The sequence below is a fragment of the Chitiniphilus eburneus genome, assembly GCF_005048205.1.
In the GTDB taxonomy this organism is placed as follows: domain Bacteria; phylum Pseudomonadota; class Gammaproteobacteria; order Burkholderiales; family Chitinibacteraceae; genus Chitiniphilus; species Chitiniphilus eburneus.
The window spans coordinates 258,911-276,172 of sequence record NZ_SUMF01000001.1 but is presented as its reverse complement, the minus strand read 5'-3'; the positions used below and the strand labels follow the sequence as shown (position 1 = coordinate 276,172).

The window sequence follows — 17,262 nt, the reverse complement described above, 5'->3', positions numbered from 1 at the left end:
CGAATTTTCTTTGCTAGGAGAATGGTTTACGTGGGTAAATGGCGTGGCGCGGCGGCCTGGGTTTGCGTAGAATCGGCCGGCCCTGCCCGCTGTTCACCAACGACTAAAAAATACTCATGACGTCTAATCCGCCACCAGTCAATCCGGTGGAAATCGCCCGAATTGCCCTCAAGCGTCTTGCGGAGCGCGGCTTGCCGCCCACGCCGGAAAACTACTCGCAATTCTACAACGCGATTGTCACGATCAAGTCACCCGGCACCAAGACCAGCGACGAACTCCAGCATGCCTGGCAGGTGCTGTGCAAGCTGGACGACGTCCTGGCCGAGGCACGCGACACCACGGCGCAGTTGCTCGAATCGCTGTCGGAAAGCGGCGAAAGCATGGCGGCCAGCCTGGGGCAGTTGCATCACGCGCGGCGAGAGAACCCGGCACTGCTCGACGAGCAGGCGCACGGCACCGTGACGGCGCTGCTGGAAGACATCATCAGCTCCACTTCGCACCTGCATGCATCGGTGTCCTCATCGCATGACGATATCGTGTCGATCCGCGAATCGGTGCGCCATATCGAGGAAGACCTGGCGTTCAACCGCAAGATGCTGGAACAGGACCCGCTCACCGGCACGCTGAACCGGCAGGGGCTGGATCACCTGCTGGCGCTCGAGGTCAAGCGCGCCCAGCGTGGCGGCGGCAAGTTCTCGGTGGTGTTGTTCGACCTGGACGACTTCAAGCAGATCAACGACCGCTTTGGTCACCTGGTCGGCGACCAGGTGCTGGTGCACATCGCCAACCTGGCGCGCGCCGTGTTGCGCGAGACCGATTTCCTGGTGCGCTATGGTGGCGAGGAATTTTTGCTGCTGTTGCCCGAAACCGATCTCCACGGCGCCAGCTATGTGGCCGACCGGCTACGCTTGGTTGCCTCCAAGACGCCGTTCATGCACCACAATCGCCGCGTGGAAATCAGCTTCTCCAGTGGCATTGCCGAATTGCACGACGACGAGAACGGCCGTGCGCTGGTGCTGCGTGCCGACGAGGCGCTGTACCGCGCCAAGCACACTGGCCGTGGCCGGGTGGAGATCGCGGAATGACGGGCTGGTGCCTCCGGTGAGACAGGGGCGTTCGCGCCCCTTTTTCATGCACGGCGGTTTTTTTGTCGGTGATATCCCCAGCAGGGCTATGCCGCCTATTTATGGTGTACTGGCGCGCACGAAGAAATCCCGGGCGACGATCGATCATTGCCGGCCGGATGTAGCCCATTGCCGGGGGCCGTTCGACCTCGCCGTGTCCCCGTCGCCTTCATCAGGGAGACCACCATGCTCACCAGACTGAGTTTCAAACAACAACTATTGATCCTGCTGGCGGTGCCGCTGCTCGGCACGCTGGCGGTTGGCGGGCTGGCTTACCTGGGGATGGCGCGGCTGCATGGCACGGTGGAATCCAGCTATCACAACGGCGCGCGTCCGATGCGGGCGATGGCGGAGGTACTGTCGCGCATCCCGCGCATGCGCGTCGGCATCGATCTGATGTTCCTGCGCGATCTGGGCATGGGTGGCGCCAAGGAAACCGCCACCCGCATCCGTGAAACGCGCGAGGAGGACATCCCCGCCATGCAGCAGGCGTTGCAGGCTGCGGTGGAGGCGCAGGTCAACCCGTCGATCCGCGATGAGGTCACCGCGCTGCAACGGCAGTTCGCGCAATTGGAACAACAGGCGCTGGCGCCCATGCTGCAAGCGCTGGAACAAGGTGATGTCGAGGCGGCACGTCGCATCTACGACCAGCACTACGCCGATCTGTATACCGCGCAGCGTCTGAGCGCCAACTCGGTGATGGAGCATCTGGTGGACGAGGCTGGCCGCAACAAGGAGGCCGCCGATGCCGAGTTCGGCGACACCACGGTCAGGATGCTGACCGCCAGCGCGGTCGCGTTGCTGGTCGGCCTGACGCTCGGTGTCGTCATCCTGCGCTACCTCACCCAGCGCGTGAATGCACTGCAAAGCCAGATCGAGCAGGCGTCGGAGCATCTTGCATTGCGCGACCGCAGCACCATCGGTGGCAGCGACGAGCTGGCGCGTATCGCGCAGGCGTACAACCAGTTCATTGCCAAGCTGGACGAAGCGGTGGGCAAGGCCCAGCGCTTTGCCGATTCGGTGCGTGGCACCGCAGGCAGTGTGGCGGAACATGCCGGGGATGTCACCGATGCGTCGCAGCGGCAGACCGACGCGGCCCAGGCTACCGCCGCGGCGGTGGAGCAGGTGGCGGTGAGCGTGCGCCATGTGGCCGACAACACCGAAATGGCGGCCCAGCTCGCCGACCTCGTGCAGACGCGCTCGCGCGAAGGCATGCAGTTGCTGGAGCAGACGCGCGGCAATATCGGCCAGGTCGGCGACACGCTGGAAGACGCAGCGCGCCTGACGTTGCAACTGGCCGACCGCTCGCAAAGCATCGGTGGCATCGTCAATTCGATTCGCGACATCGCGGACCAGACCAATCTGCTGGCGCTGAACGCCGCCATCGAGGCGGCACGCGCCGGCGAGCTGGGGCGTGGCTTTGCGGTCGTTGCCGACGAAGTGCGCAAGCTGGCCGAGCGCACGACGACGGCCACAGGCGAGGTCAGCCAGATGCTGCAAGGCATCCATGGTGAGATCGAATCCGTGGCGACGGCGATGCGCGGCAGCGTCGAACGGATGCAGGGCGGGCGGCAACTGGTGGAGCAGGCCGCTTCCGCCATGACCGAGATCAGCCACGAGGCCGAGCACTCCGCCGAAAACGTGCGGGCCATTGTCGATTCGTCGCGCGAACAAGGGCAGGCGGCCGAGTCGATCGCGGTCAGCGTGCAACAGATCGTCACCATGGCCGATGCCAACTTCCAGTCGATCAAGGCCGCACAGCAGGGCACTGACGAACTGAATCGGTTGGCCGCCGGCCTGGCGCAGGAGATGGCGCGCTTCAAGACCACCGCACACTGAGGATAGGGCATGCAAGCTTGGTCCTCGCGGCGGTGAAGGCGGGACAGCTTTATCCCGCCTTGTGCTGATGGATGCTCCTGGTTTTACAGTAGATTCCGCGCCCCGTTCACCAGCACCAGCCCGGCGAAGTAAAGGTAAAGCAGGGCCGAGATCGCGTGGCACGCCTGGATGAAGCGTCGCCCCAGCAGCTTGCCGCCATGGCTGGCGGCGGCGACGATGAAGACGGTCCAGGCCAGCCCGCCGCTGAAAAATCCGGCGAGAAAGCGCGCTGCCGACGGCAGCGTGCCATCGGTGGCCTGGGCGATCAGGCTGCCACCGACGGCGGCGAACCACAGGATGGCCGATGGCGACGCCAGCGCGAGGGCCAGCCCGCGCCCGAACAGGTGATGGTTGCCGGGCAGGGGCGGGTGATCCACCTCACCACGGTGTGCGTCGCGCCAGGCTTCGCGCGCCATCTTCAGCGCCAGCCAGAGCAGGATGCCGCCACCGCCAAGCCAGGTCGCCCATTGCACTGCCTCGAACCGCAACAGCACGCTCATGCCGACCAGCGAGAGGATGGCGTAGGCCAGATCGCCGAAGCACGAGCCCAGGCCCATCCAGAGCGCCGGTCGCGCGCCGTATTTCAGGCTGACGTCGATCAGGGCAACGTTGACGATGCCCAGGTCCAGGCAGAGCGAGAGTGACAGCAGAAAGCCGGTGAGGAAAACGTCCATCCCGCGATGCTAGGGCGTGTCGTCACCTGTGTCACGACAGCGTTCGGCACAGTTCGGGATGCCGCGCCAGGAGCTGGACGCGCGGCGGTATGAATACCGCAAGCGGCCGGTGACACCGCGCGGCGCCCGAAATGCGCCGAACCCGGCGGGCTGGGCCGAAAAAACACCCTCCACTGCGTTGCGCTCCTTGCCAATAACCGGTTATTGGCGGCGTCGCGCGCCTGATGGCGGGTGCTTTTTCGGCCCAGCGCTGCCGCGATACAGGTGACGACACGCCCTAGAGGCTGGCGCCCGACGCCACGATGCGGGATAGCCCCAGCGTGACAAGCCCTTCCGGGGGCGATCAGCTCCGCCAGAACGTGGGCGTGAACAGCACCAGCACCGAGATCACCTCCAGCCGGCCCAGCAGCATGGCGAAGGAGCAGATCCATACCTGCGCCTGCGTCAGCACGCCATAGTTGGACGCCGGCCCCACCATGCCCAGGCCAGGGCCGGCGTTGTTCAGGCAGGCTACGACGGCGGTCAGGCTGGAGAGGAAATCCAGGTCGGTGAGCAGCAGCGCGAAGGTCAGCCCGACCATGCTCATGAAGTACAGGAAAATGAAGCCCAGCACCGCGAACACCACCTGGCCCGACAGTGAGTTGCCGTTCACCCGCAACGGCCGCACCGCGGCCGGATGCAGCAGCGTGACAAACTGGCGGCCGGCTTCGCGCACCAGCACGATGGTGCGGATCATCTTGATACCGCCGCCGGCCGATCCGGCGCAGGCGGTGATGCCGGAAAGGAACAGCATCCACAGCGGCGCGACGATGGGCCACTGTGCGAAATCGGTACTGGCATAACCGCTGCCGGTGGCGACCGAGGCGACGTTGAACGTCACGTGCCGTAGCGCGGTGGCGTAGTCGGCATAGGTGCCGCGCCAGTACAGCACGCCGGCCAGGATCACGATGCTGCCGAGTATCACCGCGATCATTGCCTTGAACTCGGAATCCCGCCAGTACACCCGGATATCGCGTCGCGCCAGCGCCAGAAAGTGCGTGGCGAAGTTGGTGGCGGACAGCACGGTGAACAGCACCAGGATGGCTTCGATGGCCAGCGAATCGAATTGGCCGACATTGGCGTCGTAGGTGGAAAAACCGCCCAGCGATACCGCCGAGAAGGCATGGCATATCGCATCCAGCCAGCTCAGTTCGCCCGCCAGCCGCAACAGCAGGGCGCAAGCCACTGTCAACCCGGCATAGATCAGCCACAGGTTGCGCGCGGTTTCGCGAATGCGCGGCGTGAGCTTGGCATCCTTGATCGGTCCCGGCGTTTCCGCCTTGAACAACTGCATGCCACCCACGCCCAGCATCGGCAGGATGGCCACGGCCAGCACCAGAATCCCCATGCCACCCAGCCAGTTGAGCAGATGACGCCAGACATTGATCGAAGCCGGCAGGTGCTCCAGCCCGGTGAGCGCGGTGGCGCCCGTGGTGGTCAGCGCGGACATCGCCTCGAAATAGGCGTAGCTGAACTTCAGCGTCGGGTCGTACAGCAACAGCGGCACGGTGGCGGCGGCAGGCAGCATCGTCCACAGCCCCACCACCAGGATGAAACCGTCGCGGGTCTTCAACTCGCGCTGGTAGCGCAGCGTGGCCGCCACGATCAACAGGCTGAGCAGTAATAGCCCGCCCAACGATTCGACAAAGGGGATCAGCCCCGCATCATCGCCCCACCACGCCACCGCGATGGGGAAGAGCATGGTCAGCGAGAAGATGGCCGCGATGCGGGCCAGCAAGTTCACCGCCGGCAGCAGCCGCTGATGTAGCGGATAGCTGTTGGTCTGGGGCAGGGCAAAGGCGGGAGCGTTGCTCATGTTGGAGCGGACCGGGTGAAGGTTGAAAGTGCGCGGGAGGAAGACGCCAACCCCAGCAGGCGATGATCATGCCGGCCAGGGGCAGGTACACGTCGGCGACCTGCTATCCGCCTGCGACTTGCCACCGACGTGCACACGCACGCGCGAGCACAGCGAGGCCCCCTCGCGGCGGCGAGGGCGGGGGGAGTGGGGGTGGAACAGCGGAGGGCCGTGACCGGCGCGCCATTACTGGGGAGCACCCGGCTTGGCCGGGGGCCTGCGATGGATTCGTTCGCCACTTCTGATCGCAGATTCTGCATAGGCGCTCCTGAGGCGAGGGCGGGGGGAGTATGGGTGGAGCAGCGGAGGGCCGATACACGCGCCCCACCGCCGAGACGCCTCCGGCTTTGCCGGGGGCCTGTCATTGCTCTGCAAATTACCTCAGGCGCACGCAAGAACAAGCGAGCGCAGCGAGGCTCCCTCGCGGCGGCGAGGGCGAGGGCGAGGGCGAGGGGAGTAGGGGTGGAGCAGGGGAGCGCCAATACACGCGTCCCACCGCCGAGACGCGCCCGGCTTCGCCGGGGGCTTGTCATTGCTCTGCAAACTACCTCAGGCGCACGCAAGAACAAGCGAGCGCAGCGAGGCTCCCTCGCGGCGGCGAGGGCGGGGGGAGTCGGGGTGAAGCAGGGGAGCGCCGATGCACGTGCCCCACTGCCGAGACGCGCCCGGCTTCGCCGGGGGCTTGTCATTGCTCTGCAAACCACTTCAGAAACCATCCCCATCCGGCGCTCAAAAGAAACCCAGCTTCACCGCAAACAACTGCTCCACCTCGCGAATGCGCCGCTTGTTGTCGCAGAACACGATCACGTGGTCCTCGGATTCGATCACCGTTTCGCCGTGCAGCACCACCAGTTGTTCGCCGCGCACCACGGCGGCGAAGTAGATGCCCTCGGGCAGGCGCAGTTCTTCCACCCGGCGCCCTACCACGCGCGAGGTGTTGCGATTGCCGTGCGCGACGATTTCCAGCGCTTCGGCGCTGCCACGGCGCAGGCTGTGCGCGGCGACGATATCGCCCTGGCGCACGAAGGCCAGCAGCGAGCCGATGGTGGCCTGCGCCGGCGATAGTGCCACGTCGATGCGGCTGCCCTGCAACAGCCCGACGTAGCGACTGCGGTTGATGATGGCGATCACCTTGCGCGTGCCCATCTGCTTGGCCAGCAGGCCGGACATGATGTTGTCCTCGTCGTCGCTGGTCAGTGCGAGGAACAGGTCGGTACGCTCGGCCTGTTCGTTGTCGAGCAGCGTTTCGTCGGTGGCGTCGCCGTTGAGCACCAGCGCCTTGGGCAGTTGCTCGGACAGCCAGACCGCGCGTTCGCGGTTGGTTTCGATCAGTTTCACCTGATAGTCGCCGCATAGCGCGCTTGCCAGGCGGAAGCCGACGTTACCGCCGCCGGCGATGGTGATACGCCGCGCGCGGCGGTCCTCGCCATGGAAGGCGCGGATCACCGCGCGGATGTTTTTGGTGGCTGCCAGCACGAACACTTCGTCCCCCACTTCGCTGAGGGTGTTGCCGTCGGGCCGGATATGACGGTTGCGGCGATAGATGCCCACCACGCGGCGATCGACGTTGGGCAGCAGCGTATCCAGCGTGGATAGCGGCTTGCCGGCCATGCGCGCGTCCGCCTCCACCCGCACCACCACCATCTGCGCCAGCCCGCCACCGAAATCCAGTACCTGCAACGCTTCGGGCGTTTCGACCAGGCGGTAGAGATAATCGGTAACGATCTGCGCCGGCGTGATGATGTGGTCGATGGCGAAGCCGTTTTCGCCGAACAGGCTGTCCTGCGCCAGCAGATCCTGGTTGCGGATGCGCGCCAGCCGCGTGGGGACGTTGAACAGTTGCTGCGCGACCTTGCTGGCGACCAGATTCAACTCATCGCTGGGCGTCACCGCCAGCAGCAGGTCGGCATCGCGGGCGCCCGCCGCTTCCAGCACGCTGGGGCTGGCGGGGTGGCCGACGACGGTGCGCAGGTCCAGCCGATCCTGGAGCGGCTTGAGCGCGGCGGCGTTACTGTCCACCAGGGTGACGCTGTAGCGCTCGTGAACCAGTTGTTCGGCGACCGAGCTGCCTACGCGTCCGGCGCCGAGGATCAGGATATTGGCCATGGAATCCCGCTGTGTCGCGCGGCGATCGGGCGAACGATGGCCGCATCAATGCATATAAGGAAAAAGAGGGAAGGACGCCAAGCAAAAGCAACTGCCTTTACCTTTTGTCCTTCCCTCTCAGGGCGTGTCGCCCCATGTTTCACGAACTGCACTGCCGCGAAACATGTGACGACACGCTCTAATCTGTGGCTGCCGCCAGCTCAGTCCTCGGGCGGGCGGTTTTTCTTGGGCATGCTGATGCCCAGTTGTTTCAGTTTGCGATAAAGATGGGTTCGTTCCAGCCCGATACGTTCGGCCACCCGGCTCATGTTGCCGCCGGACAGCTCGATCTGGCGTTCCAGATAGTATTTTTCGAACTGGTCGCGCGCTTCGCGCAGCGGCAGATCCATGTCCACGGCGGTTGGCGCGGTGATTTCCGGCATCGGCGGCGCGGCGGGAATGGTGCCGGTGGGCGAGAACTGCGACAGGATGCGCGATACCGGCGCCAGGTCGATCTCGCCTTCGCGGCAGGTGAGCGCCAGGCTCTTCACCACGTTGGCCAGTTCGTCCAGGTTGCCCGGCCAGTCCTGGCGGGCCAGCAGTTGCAATGCCTGGGCGCTGAAGCGACGCGGTTCCAGCCGGTTGGTGGCGACGACTTCGGCCAGCAGCGCTTCGGCGATACGCGGGATGTCCTCGCGGTGTTCGGCCAGCGCCGGGATCGGCACGATCAACTGCGACAGCGCCTTGAGCAGTTCGGGATCGACGCAGGAGGCCAGCGCGTCCAGCGGACGGCTGGATGCCGAGACGATGCGGACCTTGTTCTTTTCCAGCTTGGCCAGCGCGCTTTTCAGCCCGGCCTGCGCGCGACGGTCCAGGTAGGCCAGGTCGCGCAGGAACAGCGTGCCGCCCGCCGCCTTGTTTGCCAGCTCCTGCGGGGCGATGGCGAAGTCTTCGTTCGACAGCGGCGCGACGAACGGGCGCTCCGGCAGGTTGAGGTAGCGTGCGCACAGTTCGAACCCGACACCGGGCGCGCCGACCAGCAGGATGGGCGCGCCTTGCGCGGCGGCGGCGCTGTCGAGCGCGGCTGCCAGATCCTTGATCGCTTCCGCTTCGCCCAGCCGTGCCAGCGTCGGTGCGTGCTGTTGCCGTTGATCGCTCACCGGCTGTGCCAGCGCGCGCTTGACGGCGCTGAGCAGCTTTTGCAGGCCGATGGGTTTTTCGAGGAAATCGAGCGCGCCGATGCGCGTGGCTTCCACCGCTGTGTCGATGGTGGCGTGGCCCGACATCATCACCACCGGCATCGTGAGCTGGCCGTTGCGGGCCCACTCCTTCAGCAGGGTGACGCCGTCGGTATCGGGCATCCAGATATCCAGCAAGACGAGCCTGGGCTGCGCCTGGTTGCGCAACTGTCTCGCCTTCTCGGCGTTTTCGGCGACCGCGACGCTGTAGCCCTCATCCTGAAGGATCTCGGACAACAACTCGCGTATGCCGATTTCATCATCGACGACCAGAATATCCTGACTAAGCAAACTTCATCCCTCCATGAGCGGTAGCTCAATTCTTACGTAGGCGCCGCCTTCTTCGCGGTTACCGGCAATGATCCGGCCCCGGTGCTCTTCGATGATCTTTCTCACAATGGCCAACCCCAAGCCCGTCCCCCGTTGCTTGGTCGTCACATAGGGCTCGAACACCCGTGCCAGGATTTCCGCCTGGAAACCGCAGCCATTGTCTTCCACCGTAAGGCGCGCCAATTTATCGATCTTTTCGGTCCGCACGCAAATCCGTGGAGGTTCATCCCGCGTTTCACAGCCCTGAAACGCATCCTGCGCATTCTGCAACAGGTTGTGGATCACCTGACGTAAATGGGTCGCATCGCCTTCGACGGTCAGTGGCGCATGCACCATGTCGATGCGCGAAACGGGCGCCGCCTCATACAGTACCAGTACGTCGGCCAGCAGTTGTTGCAAGTCCAGGGGTTTTTTCTTGCCGGTGGGCTTGCGCGCGTAATCGCGGAACGCATCGACCATCGTTTTGAGCGCCTGCACCTGCTTGACGATGTTTTGCGTATTGCGTGACAGCAGCTCCGCGCTGGGCGTATCCAGCTTGTCGGCCAGCTTCAGTTCCAGACGCTCCGCCGAGAGCTGGATCGGGGTGAGCGGGTTCTTGATTTCGTGCGCCAACCGCCGCGCCACTTCGCCCCAGGCCGCGTCACGCTGGGCGGAGATCAGTTCGGTGATGTCGTCGAACACCACCAGGAAACCCTGGCGCGCCTCGATGTCGTCCACCCATAGCCGCGTGCCGCGGATGTTGAGCACGCGGGTTTCGGCAACTTCGGCCTGGCTTTGCCAGTGTTCCTCGTCGGACAGGAAGCCTTCGACGATACGGGTACAGAAGCCGGTCAGTGCAGGATAGCGCTGCGGCCAGTCGGCCAGCGGGGTGTCGCGCAGCGCGGTAGGGTCGATGCCCAGGATGCGTAGCGCGCTCTGGTTGGTGGAGGCCAGCCGCCAGCCTTCGTCGAACGACACCACGCCAGCGGAGAGCGAGCCCAGGATCGCCTGGAGATACGCGTTGGCGGCTGCCTGTTCGCTCTGGTGCTGTTCCAGCGAGGTGCGTGCCTCGGACAACTGCCGCGTCATGCGGTTGAAGGAATGGGTGAGGATACCCAGCTCGTCGCGGCTGATCACTGGCTGCTGGTGCGAGAAATCGCCCGAGGCCACCGCGCGCGTCGCGCGGGCCAGCACCGACAGCGGTGCCGCCAGCCGGTCCGACAGATAGATCGCCAGCGCCAGCGCGCCCAGCAACGCCATCAGCAGCGCCAGTGTCAGCGTCAGGCTGTAGACCAGCTTCAGGCCGGAGCGCGCTTCGGATAGCTGTTTGTATTCGCTGCGTACCTGTTCCACCAGCTCGGCGTCGGCGGCCAGTTGCTCCGGCACCGGCTGCATCAACTGCAACAGCCGCGTGCGCATGCCGAAGCGGGCGCCGGGCATCGGCACCACTGCGCGCATCATCAGGTCGGTGCCCGACTTCGCCTCCAGCTTGCGCACCGGCTCCTTGAGCGCCTGGCGCAGGATCGTGCGATCGGGCAGGTCGGGAAACAGGCCGGCGTTCTCGTTGCCGATGTGGGCGATGGTGTTGCCGGTCTCGTCGAAGATGGAAATTTCCTGCACGCCCAGTTGCTCGCGCATCCGGGTGAGCCGGCTGAGCAGGGTGCTGCCGCTGTCGTCGTGGACGTCCAGCGCCACGATGCGCGCCTTGCGCGACAGGTCGCCCAGTTGGTAGTCGATGGCGTTGTGGCCCAGGTTGAGGCCACGGTCCAGCGCGTTGTCCACGCGCACGTCGAACCAGTTCTCGATCGAGCGATTGAGGAACTGCACCGACAGCGTATACACCAGCGTGCCGGGCAGCACCGCCACCAGGGCGAACATCAGTACCATGCGCAGTGTCAGGCGAGAGCCGAATACCTTGGCCCGTACCTTGCGGATCAGGTCCCACAGCCTGGCGCCGACCAGCACCAGCAGGCCGGCCAGCAGCAGGCCGTTCAGGATCAGCAGCTCGTTGTAGTACTCGGCAAAGGCGGAGGTCTTGCCGGCGGCGGTTGCCAGCAGGAACAGCAGGATGGTGCCCAGCGAGCCGAGGATGAGCAGTGCGCGTCTCACGGCGCATCCTCCGGTTGCGGGATGCTGCGCTTCAGGTCGACCCAGCCGGATGCCAGTTCCCAGTCATCCTTGCCCATGGCGGACAGTTGCAGGGGCTTGGGCAGTTGCGACACATCGAGCAGCAGGCGCACGCGGCCGGCCAGCGGTTCCTTGTCGCGCGCCAGATCGGTGTCTTTCAGCACTTCCCAGTTGCGTACCACGCCCAGTGCGGTCAGGGCCTCGTTCAGCGAGGAAAAGCTGCGATAGAAATTGCCCAGGTGCAGGCGGTATTGCCGCGACAGGTTGTGATAGGACAGGCGGTAGTTCAGCTTGGCGGTAGGGTCGAAGCCACTGGAAAGATTGCTCCACCAGGCATAGAGGCGGGGGCGCGTCAGCTGGAATTCGTAGCTGAACGGCAGGCTGAAGCCGTTGGCGAGCGCATCTTCCAGCCCCTGCTTGAGCGTGACGTCGAAGCGGGCCGCCAGTTCGACATGGTCACCGGCGTAATCGAAGGTGGCGTCGCGCGCGCGGATGCCGGGTTCCTGGGGCCAGGCCGGCAGGCAGAGCAGGCAGCCGAGGAGCAGGGCCGCCAGTTGCAGGTGGAGGCGCACCAGATGCGGAAGCGGCAGGCCGGCCTGCCGCCGCAGGGCGCGCAGGCCCGCAGCGATCAGGGCCATGAGCCCGCCGTGTTCGGCATGGGGCGCATGACGATCAGGCTGCGGCTTTCCGGAATAGTGCGTAGAAGAAACCATCGTGCTCGGGCGTGGGCAATAGCTGGCCGTTTTCCGGCAGGGCGGGCCCGAGGGGCAGAGGCTGCGCGTCCGCATGCCGGTGGGAGAACGCCGTGGCCTGCTGCGCGTTCTCCGCCGGAAATATCGAGCACGTAGCATAGAGGAGTTTGCCCCCAGGCGCCACGAGCGGCCATAGCGCGTCGAGCATCGCGGCCTGTTGCGCGGCGAAGCCGGCGAAATCGTCGGGGCGGCGCAGCCATTTGATGTCGGGATGGCGCCGCGCCACGCCAGTGGCCGAACACGGCACGTCCGCCAGGACGCGATCGAACGGTTTGCCATCCCACCATTGTTCCGGCTGGGCGGCGTCGCCCGGCAGCAGCGTGGCGCCGAGGCCCAGCCGTTGCAGGTTGTCCGCTACCCGGCGCAGGCGTGCGGCATCGGCATCGACGGCGGTGAGATCGAGTTTTGCCAGCTCCAGCAAATGTCCGGTCTTGCCGCCGGGGGCGGCGCAGGCGTCGAGCACGCGCAGACCATCGGCCACATCGAGCAGCCGCGCGGCGTGCTGGGCGCCCCAGTCCTGGACCGAGACATCGCCATCGAAGAAGCCCGGCAGACGATCGACCCCCACCGGATGCCCGACGCGGATGGCGGTGTCGTCCAGCGCGCGGGCTTCGATGCCTTCCTGTGCCAGTCGGGCCAGATAGGTCGGCACGTCGCCGCGGTGGCGATTCACGCGCAGCGTCAGCGGTGGGTGCAGATTAGCGTTGGCGAGGACGGTTTCCCACTGGTCGGGGTAGGCTTCGCGCATCGCGGCGATCCACCAGTCGGGGTGCGACCAGCGCCCGCGCGGGGTGTCGCGCGCACTGGTCAGCAGCGCTTCGCGCTGACGCAGGAAGTTGCGCAGGATGGCGTTCACCAGCCCCTTGCCCTGACCGCGGCCCAGGTGGGTGGACACCTTCACCGCGTGATCGACCACGCCATAGGGCGCGGCGCGGGTGAAGTGCAACTGGTATAGCGACACCAGCAACAGCGCGCGCAGGGCCTCTTCGTGCAATGGCTTGTGCAGCAACTGCTTGAGCACGCCTTCGAGCAACCCCAGGTGGCGCAGCGAGCCGTAGCTCAAATCCTGGATCGCGCCGCGTTGCTGAGGGCGAAGTTCCGGTTCCGCCTGCCAGATCCTGGCGAGCGCGTCGGTCAGCGTATGGCCGGCGAAGACATCGGCCAGTGCCTGGCTGGCGAGTTTCTGGGTAGCGAACATGAGACCCTGGAGAATGGGAGTAAGGGGGCGGTTATTCGCCGAGCCGGTCGCCGACGGCGACATGGGCGCCGGCGAAGAAAGCCGTGGCATCCATGCGCCGCGCGCCGGCCCGTTGCAGTTCGGTGATGTTCAGCGCGCCGGTGCCGCAGGCGACGACCAGCCCGTCACGCGATGCCGCGAGCACTTCGCCCGGCGTGCCATTGCCGGTGACCGGTTCGGCGCGCCAGAGCTTGAGCGTGTCGCCGCCGAGCGTGGTCTGGGCGGAAGGAAACGGGTTGAAAGCGCGGATCTTGCGATCCAGCGCCTGTGCGCTGTCCCGCCAGTCGATCCAGGCTTCTTCCTTTTTCAGCTTTTCGGCGTAGGTCACGCCTGCGTCGGGCTGTCGGGTGCGGCCGGCCTGGAGCGCCGGCAGGTGTTCCAGCGCCGACACGATGGCCTGGGCGCCTTGCACCGCGAGCTTGTCGTGCAAGGTGAGCGCGCTGTCGTCGATGTCGATCGGCGTGACGTGGATCGACAACATGTCGCCGGTGTCCAGGCCGGCATCCATCTGCATGATGGTGATGCCGGTTTCGGCATCCCCCGCCAGGATGGCGCGCTGGATCGGCGCCGCCCCGCGCCAGCGGGGCAGCAGCGACGCGTGGATGTTCAGGCAGCCCAGCCTCGGCAGGTCGAGTACCGCCTGCGGCAGGATCAGGCCGTAGGCCGCGACCACCATCAAGTCGGCGTTCACGGCGGCGACTGGCGCCTGTTGCTCTGGCGTGCGCAGCTTTTCCGGCTGATAGACCGGCAGCCCCTGCTGTTCGGCCAGCACCTTCACCGGCGATGGCGTCAGTTTCATGCCACGCCCGGCCGGGCGATCGGGCTGGGTCAGTACCAGGGCGATTTCGTGTCCGGCCCGGATCAATGCGGCCAGCGCGCTGGCGGCGAAATCGGGCGTGCCTGCGAAGATCAGTTTCATGGCGGGAGCTTGGAGAGAGGTAGATAGGAGAACGGCCGGCAAGCAGGCCGGCCGCGATCGCCGCTTCCTGGCGACGCCTGGCTGCTACATGGTCTTTTTCTGGTTTTTCTTCAGCTTCTGCACAATACGGTTGAGCTTCAGCCGGGACAGCCTTTCGACGAAGACCTTGCCGTCCAGGTGATCGATCTCATGCTGGATGCAGATGGCCAGCAAGTCACCCGTCGCGATCTCGAACGGCTTGCCGTGGCGGTCGAGCGCACGCACCTTGATGTGATCGGCGCGTTCCACTTCCTCGTAGATGCCGGGTACCGACAGGCAGCCTTCTTCGTAGGTGGTCTGGCCTTCCTGCTCGATGATTTCCGGGTTGATCAGTACCAGCAACTGGTCACGTGTCTCGGAAATGTCGATCACGATCAGGCGTTCGTGCACGTTGACCTGGGTGGCGGCCAGCCCGATGCCTGGTGCTTCGTACATCGTCTCGGCCATGTCGTCGATCAGCTTTTGCAAGGCGTCATCGAAACGCGTGACCGGCTTGGCGACGATATGCAGGCGTTCGTCGGGATATTGGAGGATATTGAGTAAGGCCATGTTAGGTTGCGGCGAAAAAAGAATATATGCAGAATCAGTAAGCGGTATTCAGGGATACCGCAGCGGCTCGCAGCGAAGCAGGATCGCGCCTTTCAGCTTATGATTCCAGCTTTCGAGCCCCGCCCACCGGCCGAGCCGGCAACAATAATCATGAGCGTCGCCATGCGAAAAAAGATTATATCCCTTCTTTTGTTGATCAGCGGCAGCATCGGTTCCGTCTACGCCGACACTTTGGCGCTACAGGACAACGCCCCCGATCGCTACGTGGTGGTGAAGGGAGACACGTTGTGGGACATCTCCGGCAAGTTCCTGAAGAAGCCCTGGCGCTGGCCTGAAATCTGGGCGCTCAACAAACAGGAAATCAAGAATCCGCACTGGATCTATCCCGGCGACGTGATCGTCCTGGATCGTTCCGGCGCCGAGCCACGCCTGCGCCTGTTGCGCGACAGCAAGAACGCCGGGCGTACCAGCGGCGTGGTCAAGCTCGGGCCGCGTGTCCGTCTCGAGGAACTGGTCGGCGATGCCGCGCCCAGCATCCCGTTCAATGCGATCAAGCCGTTCCTCAATCGCCCGCTGGTGGTGGACGAGGGTGGCCTGCTCAACGCGCCGCGCATTGCCGCTGGCCCGGATGACCGCGTGTACTACAGCGCTGGCGACCGGGTGTACGCGGTGGGCCTGTCCGGCGAAGTGGCCAGTACCTGGCATGTGTTCCGCCCGGGGCGCCCGCTGATGGACCCGGACGATCCCGAAGGCAAGCGTGTGCTGGGCACCGAGGTGGATTACCTCGGCGATGCCGTGCTCGACGTGCCGGGCGATGTGGCCACACTGCGCATCGTCGCCAACCGCGAGGAGGTCGCCGTTGGTAGCCGTCTGATCCGTGCCGAGGAACTGCCGTTCATGAACTTCGCGCCCCACGCGCCGCAACAGGCGGTGCAGGGGCGTGTGGCCGCATCCTACGGCGGTGTGGCCGAGGCCGGTCCGTACACCACCATCGTGATGAACCGTGGCTCCAACGACGGCCTCGATATCGGCAGCGTGCTGGAAGCCTACAAGAAGCCGCGCCTGATCAAGAAGGAAAGCAAGGACGAGCCGGATCGCTTCACGCCGCCAGAAAAGAGCGGCAACGTCTTCGTCTATCGCGTGTTCCCGACGGTGTCGTATGGTCTGGTGCTCAACGCCACCATGCCGATCAATATCGGCGATGAGGTGAAATCGCCCGAATGACCGTGGCCGAGGTAAGCGCCTGGCTGCGTTTCACGCTGGTTCCAGGCGTTGGCCCCCGTCGACAGTTGGCCTTGCTGCGCGGCTTCGGTACCCCCGAAGCCGCGCTGTTTGCTTCCAGGGCGCAGCTCACATCCATTCTTCCGCCCGAACTGATCGACCTGTGGCTCGCCGCGCGCGACGGTGCATACGACGAGGCGGTGAACGATCACCTCGCCTGGCTGGAACAGCCCGGTAACCGCCTGCTGACCCTGGCCGACGACTGGTATCCACGCCCCTGGCTGGATCTGCCGGATGCCGCGCCGGTGCTTTTCCTGAAAGGTCGCCCGGAGTTGCTGGCATCCGAAGCGCTCGGCGTGGTGGGCAGCCGGAATGCCACCCCGCAGGGGATCAGCAACGCCGAGGCGTTCTCGCAGGCGATGAGCGCGGCCGGGCTGTGCATCGTCAGCGGCCTGGCTTCGGGTATCGATGCCGCCGCGCATCGCGGTGGGCTGGCGGGGCCGGGCGCGACCATCGCGGTTGTGGGCACCGGCCTGGATCGGGTGTATCCGGCCAGCAACCGGGAACTGGCGCACCGTGTCGCGCAGGAAGGATTGATCGTGTCCGAGTTCGTGTTGGGCACGATGCCGCGTGCCGAGCATTTTCCTCGCCGCAACCGGCTGATCGCGGCGCTGGCGCGCGGCACGCTGGTGGTCGAGGCGGCACTGGGCAGCGGCTCGCTCATCACCGCGCGGCAGGCTGCGGAGCTGGGACGGGAAGTCTTCGCCATCCCGGGGTCGATCCATTCGCCGGTGGCGCGTGGCTGCCACCGTCTGATCAAGGATGGCGCCAAGCTGGTGGAATCCGCCGACGACATCCTGGGCGAGCTGGGCTGGGGGGGCCGTACGCCCGCGCTACCCGGAATGGGTAAAAGTGCCAGACCACGCTGGGACGCCGAGGAGCAGGCTGTGCTCGATGCCGCTGGCTTCGATCCGGTGAATTTCGACACCCTGTTGCAACGATGCAACTTGACTGCCGACCGGCTCTGCGCAATTCTGCTGGGTTTGGAATTGAACGGGGCTGTTTCGGCCCTGCCCGGCGGTCGCTACCAGCGGCTTCAGGGCGCTGGATCATCCGGCTGACGGGCGGCGTGCGTATCCCGGCCTGTGTGGCGGATATCCGCGTCGTATATGGACGGATGCCGACCATCCCACGGGATGGTCTTTGTTTTGGCAGG

The 17,262-nt window shown here is 65.4% G+C and carries 13 protein-coding genes and 1 pseudogene; 5 read left to right on the top strand and 9 right to left on the bottom strand.

The window, feature by feature from the left end; translation table 11 throughout:
• Nucleotides 1–184: 184 nt before the first annotated feature.
• The 3 genes and pseudogenes from FAZ21_RS21190 to FAZ21_RS01315 form a co-directional block, all read left to right on the top strand.
• Nucleotides 185–376 (top strand): annotated as a pseudogene (locus FAZ21_RS21190) (hypothetical protein); the annotation flags it as partial.
• 4 nt (nucleotides 377–380) lie between these two features.
• A complete protein-coding gene (locus FAZ21_RS01320) occupies nucleotides 381–1,085 on the top strand; it encodes a GGDEF domain-containing protein (protein ID WP_373279514.1) in 705 nt (234 codons plus the stop codon).
• Between the two features lie 225 nt (nucleotides 1,086–1,310).
• Nucleotides 1,311–2,963, top strand: coding sequence for a methyl-accepting chemotaxis protein (locus tag FAZ21_RS01315; protein ID WP_136771468.1), 1,653 nt, complete (start codon nucleotides 1,311–1,313; stop codon nucleotides 2,961–2,963).
• A gap of 83 nt (nucleotides 2,964–3,046) precedes the next feature.
• Here FAZ21_RS01315 and FAZ21_RS01310 read toward each other — a convergent pair whose 3' ends face one another.
• The 9 genes from FAZ21_RS01310 to def all read right to left on the bottom strand — a co-directional run bounded on the left by FAZ21_RS01310 (nucleotide 3,047) and on the right by def (nucleotide 14,825).
• Complete coding sequence (locus FAZ21_RS01310) at nucleotides 3,047–3,676, bottom strand: LysE family translocator (protein ID WP_136771467.1); 630 nt, start codon at nucleotides 3,674–3,676, stop codon at nucleotides 3,047–3,049.
• Nucleotides 3,677–4,019: 343 nt separating this feature from the next.
• Entirely contained in the window at nucleotides 4,020–5,531 is a 1,512-nt protein-coding gene (locus tag FAZ21_RS01305) for a TrkH family potassium uptake protein (RefSeq protein WP_211243331.1), read from the bottom strand.
• Nucleotides 5,532–6,299: 768 nt separating this feature from the next.
• Nucleotides 6,300–7,676, bottom strand: a complete 1,377-nt coding sequence (gene trkA, locus FAZ21_RS01300; protein WP_136771466.1) for a Trk system potassium transporter TrkA — start codon at nucleotides 7,674–7,676, stop codon at nucleotides 6,300–6,302.
• A gap of 200 nt (nucleotides 7,677–7,876) precedes the next feature.
• A complete protein-coding gene (locus FAZ21_RS01295) occupies nucleotides 7,877–9,184 on the bottom strand; it encodes a sigma-54-dependent transcriptional regulator (RefSeq protein WP_136771465.1) in 1,308 nt (435 codons plus the stop codon).
• Between the two features lie 3 nt (nucleotides 9,185–9,187).
• On the bottom strand, nucleotides 9,188–11,311 hold the full coding sequence (locus FAZ21_RS01290) for a sensor histidine kinase (protein WP_136771464.1): 2,124 nt from the start codon (nucleotides 11,309–11,311) through the stop codon (nucleotides 9,188–9,190).
• A complete protein-coding gene (locus FAZ21_RS01285; protein ID WP_136771463.1) occupies nucleotides 11,308–11,967 on the bottom strand; it encodes a DUF4390 domain-containing protein in 660 nt (219 codons plus the stop codon). The genes FAZ21_RS01290 and FAZ21_RS01285 overlap by 4 nt, the downstream gene beginning before the upstream one ends.
• A gap of 34 nt (nucleotides 11,968–12,001) precedes the next feature.
• Nucleotides 12,002–13,279, bottom strand: a complete 1,278-nt coding sequence (rsmB, locus tag FAZ21_RS01280; RefSeq protein ID WP_136771462.1) for a 16S rRNA (cytosine(967)-C(5))-methyltransferase RsmB — start codon at nucleotides 13,277–13,279, stop codon at nucleotides 12,002–12,004.
• Between the two features lie 31 nt (nucleotides 13,280–13,310).
• Complete coding sequence (gene fmt, locus FAZ21_RS01275) at nucleotides 13,311–14,237, bottom strand: methionyl-tRNA formyltransferase (RefSeq protein WP_136771461.1); 927 nt, start codon at nucleotides 14,235–14,237, stop codon at nucleotides 13,311–13,313.
• Between the two features lie 84 nt (nucleotides 14,238–14,321).
• A complete protein-coding gene (gene def, locus FAZ21_RS01270; RefSeq protein ID WP_136771460.1) occupies nucleotides 14,322–14,825 on the bottom strand; it encodes a peptide deformylase in 504 nt (167 codons plus the stop codon).
• A gap of 162 nt (nucleotides 14,826–14,987) precedes the next feature.
• Here def and FAZ21_RS01265 point away from each other — a divergent pair, with 162 nt between their 5' ends.
• Together FAZ21_RS01265 and dprA are read left to right on the top strand one after the other, a co-directional pair.
• Nucleotides 14,988–16,049: a LysM peptidoglycan-binding domain-containing protein gene (locus FAZ21_RS01265; RefSeq protein ID WP_136771459.1), complete on the top strand. Its 1,062-nt coding sequence runs from the start codon at nucleotides 14,988–14,990 to the stop codon at nucleotides 16,047–16,049.
• A complete protein-coding gene (gene dprA, locus FAZ21_RS01260) occupies nucleotides 16,046–17,167 on the top strand; it encodes a DNA-processing protein DprA (RefSeq protein WP_136771458.1) in 1,122 nt (373 codons plus the stop codon). The genes FAZ21_RS01265 and dprA overlap by 4 nt, the downstream gene beginning before the upstream one ends.
• The last annotated feature ends 95 nt before the right edge of the window (nucleotides 17,168–17,262 follow it).

Excerpts from the sequence above, each read along its gene's own strand:
- FAZ21_RS01320 (WP_373279514.1), top strand. The coding sequence starts at position 381 with ATGGCGGCCAGCCTGGGGCAGTTGCATCACGCGCGGCGAGAGAACCCG.
- FAZ21_RS01315 (WP_136771468.1), top strand. The coding sequence starts at position 1,311 with ATGCTCACCAGACTGAGTTTCAAACAACAACTATTGATCCTGCTGGCG.
- FAZ21_RS01310 (WP_136771467.1), bottom strand. The coding sequence starts at position 3,676 with ATGGACGTTTTCCTCACCGGCTTTCTGCTGTCACTCTCGCTCTGCCTG.
- FAZ21_RS01305 (WP_211243331.1), bottom strand. The coding sequence starts at position 5,531 with ATGAGCAACGCTCCCGCCTTTGCCCTGCCCCAGACCAACAGCTATCCG.
- trkA (WP_136771466.1), bottom strand. The coding sequence starts at position 7,676 with ATGGCCAATATCCTGATCCTCGGCGCCGGACGCGTAGGCAGCTCGGTC.
- FAZ21_RS01285 (WP_136771463.1), bottom strand. The coding sequence starts at position 11,967 with ATGGCCCTGATCGCTGCGGGCCTGCGCGCCCTGCGGCGGCAGGCCGGC.
- rsmB (WP_136771462.1), bottom strand. The coding sequence starts at position 13,279 with ATGTTCGCTACCCAGAAACTCGCCAGCCAGGCACTGGCCGATGTCTTC.
- fmt (WP_136771461.1), bottom strand. The coding sequence starts at position 14,237 with ATGAAACTGATCTTCGCAGGCACGCCCGATTTCGCCGCCAGCGCGCTG.
- def (WP_136771460.1), bottom strand. The coding sequence starts at position 14,825 with ATGGCCTTACTCAATATCCTCCAATATCCCGACGAACGCCTGCATATC.
- FAZ21_RS01265 (WP_136771459.1), top strand. The coding sequence starts at position 14,988 with ATGCGAAAAAAGATTATATCCCTTCTTTTGTTGATCAGCGGCAGCATC.
- dprA (WP_136771458.1), top strand. The coding sequence starts at position 16,046 with ATGACCGTGGCCGAGGTAAGCGCCTGGCTGCGTTTCACGCTGGTTCCA.